The 5,365-nt window shown below is 50.5% G+C and carries 2 tRNA genes and 3 rRNA genes; all 5 read right to left on the bottom strand.

Annotated features, from left to right (window positions below):
• Nucleotides 1–57: 57 nt before the first annotated feature.
• The 5 genes from rrf to BBW69_RS00685 all read right to left on the bottom strand — a co-directional run bounded on the left by rrf (nucleotide 58) and on the right by BBW69_RS00685 (nucleotide 5,302).
• Nucleotides 58–171, bottom strand: a 5S ribosomal RNA gene (gene rrf, locus BBW69_RS00705).
• A 95-nt stretch (nucleotides 172–266) separates the two neighbouring features.
• A 23S ribosomal RNA gene (locus tag BBW69_RS00700) occupies nucleotides 267–3,158 on the bottom strand.
• Between the two features lie 345 nt (nucleotides 3,159–3,503).
• Nucleotides 3,504–3,579: transfer RNA gene (locus tag BBW69_RS00695), tRNA-Ala, on the bottom strand.
• Nucleotides 3,580–3,584: 5 nt separating this feature from the next.
• Nucleotides 3,585–3,661 (bottom strand) — tRNA-Ile (locus tag BBW69_RS00690).
• Between the two features lie 100 nt (nucleotides 3,662–3,761).
• A 16S ribosomal RNA gene (locus tag BBW69_RS00685) occupies nucleotides 3,762–5,302 on the bottom strand.
• Together the 16S, 23S and 5S rRNA genes with 2 tRNA genes alongside form the textbook arrangement of a ribosomal RNA operon.
• Nucleotides 5,303–5,365 lie beyond the last annotated feature (63 nt).

Here is a 5,365-nt window from a genome sequence, read left to right as displayed (position 1 = left end):
ACATTTTTTCCTGGCAAAGCAAAAACCCCCGGATATCCGGGGGTTTTCTGAATGGGTGTTTGGCAGTGACCTACTTTCGCATGGAAGAACCACACTATCATCGGCGCTGAGTCGTTTCACGGTCCTGTTCGGGATGGGAAGGCGTGGGACCAACTCGCTATGGCCGCCAAACTTAAACTGTTACAAATTGGTAAAGCCTTAATCAATTATTTGGTGATGACTGAATCAGTCAGTAAGCTTTTATCTCTTGAAGTTCTTCAAATGATAGAGTCAAGCCTCACGAGCAATTAGTATGGGTTAGCTTCACGCGTCACCGCGCTTCCACACCCCACCTATCAACGTCCTGGTCTCGAACGACTCTTTAGTGTGGTTAAACCACAAGGGAAGTCTCATCTTCAGGCGAGTTTCGCGCTTAGATGCTTTCAGCGCTTATCTCTTCCGAACTTAGCTACCCGGCTATGCAACTGGCGTTACAACCGGTACACCAGAGGTTCGTCCACTCCGGTCCTCTCGTACTAGGAGCAGCCCCCGTCAAACTTCCAACGCCCACTGCAGATAGGGACCAAACTGTCTCACGACGTTTTAAACCCAGCTCACGTACCACTTTAAATGGCGAACAGCCATACCCTTGGGACCGACTACAGCCCCAGGATGTGATGAGCCGACATCGAGGTGCCAAACTCCGCCGTCGATATGAACTCTTGGGCGGAATCAGCCTGTTATCCCCGGAGTACCTTTTATCCGTTGAGCGATGGCCCTTCCATACAGAACCACCGGATCACTATGTCCTGCTTTCGCACCTGCTCGACTTGTCGGTCTCGCAGTTAAGCTACCTTTTGCCATTGCACTATCAGTCCGATTTCCGACCGGACCTAGGTAACCTTCGAACTCCTCCGTTACTCTTTGGGAGGAGACCGCCCCAGTCAAACTGCCTACCATGCACGGTCCCCGACCCGGATTACGGGTCTGGGTTAGAACCTCAAAGACACCAGGGTGGTATTTCAAGGACGGCTCCACAGAGACTGGCGTCTCTGCTTCTAAGCCTCCCACCTATCCTACACAAGTGACTTCAAAGTCCAATGCAAAGCTACAGTAAAGGTTCACGGGGTCTTTCCGTCTAGCAGCGGGTAGATTGCATCTTCACAACCACTTCAACTTCGCTGAGTCTCAGGAGGAGACAGTGTGGCCATCGTTACGCCATTCGTGCGGGTCGGAACTTACCCGACAAGGAATTTCGCTACCTTAGGACCGTTATAGTTACGGCCGCCGTTTACTGGGGCTTCGATCCGATGCTCTCACATCTTCAATTAACCTTCCAGCACCGGGCAGGCGTCACACCCTATACGTCCACTTTCGTGTTAGCAGAGTGCTGTGTTTTTAATAAACAGTCGCAGCCACCTATTCTCTGCGACCCTCCTGGGCTTACGGAGCAAGTCCTTAACCTTAGAGGGCATACCTTCTCCCGAAGTTACGGTATCAATTTGCCGAGTTCCTTCTCCTGAGTTCTCTCAAGCGCCTTAGAATTCTCATCCTGCCCACCTGTGTCGGTTTGCGGTACGGTTCGATTCAAACTGAAGCTTAGTGGCTTTTCCTGGAAGCGTGGTATCGGTTACTTCGTGTCCGTAGACACTCGTCGTCACTTCTCGGTGTTAAGAAGACCCGGATTTGCCTAAGTCTTCCACCTACCGGCTTAAACAAGCTATTCCAACAGCTTGCTAACCTAACCTTCTCCGTCCCCACATCGCATTTGAATCAAGTACAGGAATATTAACCTGTTTCCCATCGACTACGCATTTCTGCCTCGCCTTAGGGGCCGACTCACCCTACGCCGATGAACGTTGCGTAGGAAACCTTGGGCTTTCGGCGAGCGGGCTTTTCACCCGCTTTATCGCTACTCATGTCAACATTCGCACTTCTGATACCTCCAGCACACTTTACAATGCACCTTCATCGGCCTACAGAACGCTCCCCTACCATGCCGGTAAACCGGCATCCGCAGCTTCGGTTATAGATTTGAGCCCCGTTACATCTTCCGCGCAGGACGACTCGACCAGTGAGCTATTACGCTTTCTTTAAATGATGGCTGCTTCTAAGCCAACATCCTGGCTGTCTATGCCTTCCCACTTCGTTTACCACTTAATCTATCATTTGGGACCTTAGCTGGCGGTCTGGGTTGTTTCCCTCTTGACAACGGACGTTAGCACCCGCTGTCTGTCTCCCGAGGAACCACTTGATGGTATTCTGAGTTTGCCATGGGTTGGTAAGTTGCAATAACCCCCTAGCCATAACAGTGCTTTACCCCCATCAGTGTCTTGCTCGAGGCACTACCTAAATAGTTTTCGGGGAGAACCAGCTATCTCCGAGTTTGTTTAGCCTTTCACCCCTATCCACAGCTCATCCCCGCATTTTGCAACATGCGTGGGTTCGGTCCTCCAGTACCTGTTACGGCACCTTCAACCTGGCCATGGATAGATCACTCGGTTTCGGGTCTACACCCAGCAACTATTCGCCCTATTAAGACTCGGTTTCCCTACGCCTCCCCTATTCGGTTAAGCTCGCTACTGAATGTAAGTCGTTGACCCATTATACAAAAGGTACGCAGTCACACCACTAGGGTGCTCCCACTGTTTGTATGCATCAGGTTTCAGGTTCTATTTCACTCCCCTCCCGGGGTTCTTTTCGCCTTTCCCTCACGGTACTGGTTCACTATCGGTCGATGATGAGTATTTAGCCTTGGAGGATGGTCCCCCCATATTCAGACAGGATTTCACGTGTCCCGCCCTACTTTTCGTACGCTTAGTACCACCGTTGTGATTTCGAATACGGGACTATCACCCACTATGGTCAAGCTTCCCAGCTTGTTCTTCTATCTCAACAGTTATCACGTACAGGCTCCTCCGCGTTCGCTCGCCACTACTTGCGGAATCTCGGTTGATTTCTTTTCCTCCGGGTACTTAGATGGTTCAGTTCTCCGGGTTCGCTTCTCTAAGTCTATGTATTCAACTTAGGATACTGCACAGAATGCAGTGGGTTTCCCCATTCGGACATCGCGGGATCATAGCTTTATTGCCAGCTCCCCCGCGCTTTTCGCAGGCTTACACGTCCTTCGTCGCCTATCATCGCCAAGGCATCCACCTGATGCACTTATTCACTTGACTCTATCATTTCAAGAACTTCTTTGACTTCGTTTACCTACCCGTTGACTAGGTAAGTAAACTTGAAATTCCTACTTTGATAAAGCTTACTGCTTTGTTGTGTCTTAATCCTGCCTTTTGTGTTTCAGGATTAAGTCGATACAATCATCACCCAAATACTGTGTTTGTTTTCTTTTCTCTCGCGAGAGATTTTTACCCTTTGCAAAAGGTAAAAATCAAAACAAACTCATTGTCTTTGTTTGTTGATTTCGGCTTTCCAATTTGTTAAAGATCGATGCGTTGTTATTCTACTTCGCAAATCAAAATAAGCTGCTAAAAATAGCAAACTTGCTTTCATTTGTAAAGTTCTGGTGGAGGCAAACGGGATCGAACCGATGACCCCCTGCTTGCAAAGCAGGTGCTCTACCAACTGAGCTATGCCCCCGTTATTGGTGGGTCTGGGAGGACTTGAACCTCCGACCCCACGCTTATCAAGCGTGTGCTCTAACCAGCTGAGCTACAAACCCGGATTCTCTTCTTAAGCGAATCTTGCCTTCACTCAAGCTTCTTCCGCATCTTTTCAGTTTACCGATAAGTGTGAATGCCTAAAGCCTCTTCTTTCTCTAGAAAGGAGGTGATCCAGCCGCAGGTTCCCCTACGGCTACCTTGTTACGACTTCACCCCAGTCATGAAGCATACCGTGGTAAGCGGACCCCTTGCGGTTATCCTACCTACTTCTGGTATCCCCCACTCCCATGGTGTGACGGGCGGTGTGTACAAGACCCGGGAACGTATTCACCGCAGTATGCTGACCTGCGATTACTAGCGATTCCGACTTCATGCACTCGAGTTGCAGAGTGCAATCCGGACTACGATCGGTTTTGTGAGATTGGCTCCACCTCGCGGCTTGGCTACCCTCTGTACCGACCATTGTATGACGTGTGAAGCCCTGGTCATAAGGGCCATGAGGACTTGACGTCATCCCCACCTTCCTCCGGCTTGTCACCGGCAGTCTCATTAGAGTGCCCAACTGAATGATGGCAACTAATGACAAGGGTTGCGCTCGTTGCGGGACTTAACCCAACATCTCACGACACGAGCTGACGACAGCCATGCAGCACCTGTGTTACGGCTCCCGAAGGCACTCCTCCGTCTCTGGAGGATTCCGTACATGTCAAGACCAGGTAAGGTTCTTCGCGTTGCATCGAATTAATCCACATCATCCACCGCTTGTGCGGGTCCCCGTCAATTCCTTTGAGTTTTAATCTTGCGACCGTACTCCCCAGGCGGTCAATTTCACGCGTTAGCTACGCTACTGAACAATCAAGTTGCCCAACAGCTAATTGACATCGTTTAGGGCGTGGACTACCAGGGTATCTAATCCTGTTTGCTACCCACGCTTTCGAGCATGAACGTCAGTGTTATCCCAGGAGGCTGCCTTCGCCATCGGTATTCCTCCACATCTCTACGCATTTCACTGCTACACGTGGAATTCTACCTCCCTCTGACACACTCTAGTCACCCAGTTCAGAACGCAGTTCCCAGGTTGAGCCCGGGGATTTCACATCCTGCTTAAGTAACCGTCTGCGCTCGCTTTACGCCCAGTAATTCCGATTAACGCTCGCACCCTACGTATTACCGCGGCTGCTGGCACGTAGTTAGCCGGTGCTTATTCTTCAGGTACCGTCATCAGCCGCTGATATTAGCAACAGCCTTTTCTTCCCTGACAAAAGTCCTTTACAACCCGAAGGCCTTCTTCAGACACGCGGCATGGCTGGATCAGGCTTGCGCCCATTGTCCAAAATTCCCCACTGCTGCCTCCCGTAGGAGTCTGGGCCGTGTCTCAGTCCCAGTGTGGCGGATCATCCTCTCAGACCCGCTACTGATCGTCGCCTTGGTGGGCCTTTACCCCACCAACTAGCTAATCAGATATCGGCCGCTCGAATAGCGCAAGGCCCGAAGGTCCCCTGCTTTCCCTCTCAAGACGTATGCGGTATTAGCTGATCTTTCGATCAGTTATCCCCCACTACTCGGTACGTTCCGATATGTTACTCACCCGTTCGCCACTCGCCACCCAAGAAGCAAGCTTCTCTGTGCTGCCGTCCGACTTGCATGTGTAAAGCATGCCGCCAGCGTTCAATCTGAGCCAGGATCAAACTCTTATGTTCAATCTCTAACTTTTTAACTTCTGGTCTGCTTCAAAGAAACCGACAGGACAATGTTCAAAACAT

Source organism: Neisseria sp. RH3002v2f (assembly GCF_014596375.1).
Classification (GTDB): Bacteria; Pseudomonadota; Gammaproteobacteria; order Burkholderiales; family Neisseriaceae; genus Neisseria; species Neisseria cinerea.
Note: the sequence above shows the minus strand (reverse complement) of the source record. Positions and strands in the feature narration are given on the sequence as shown.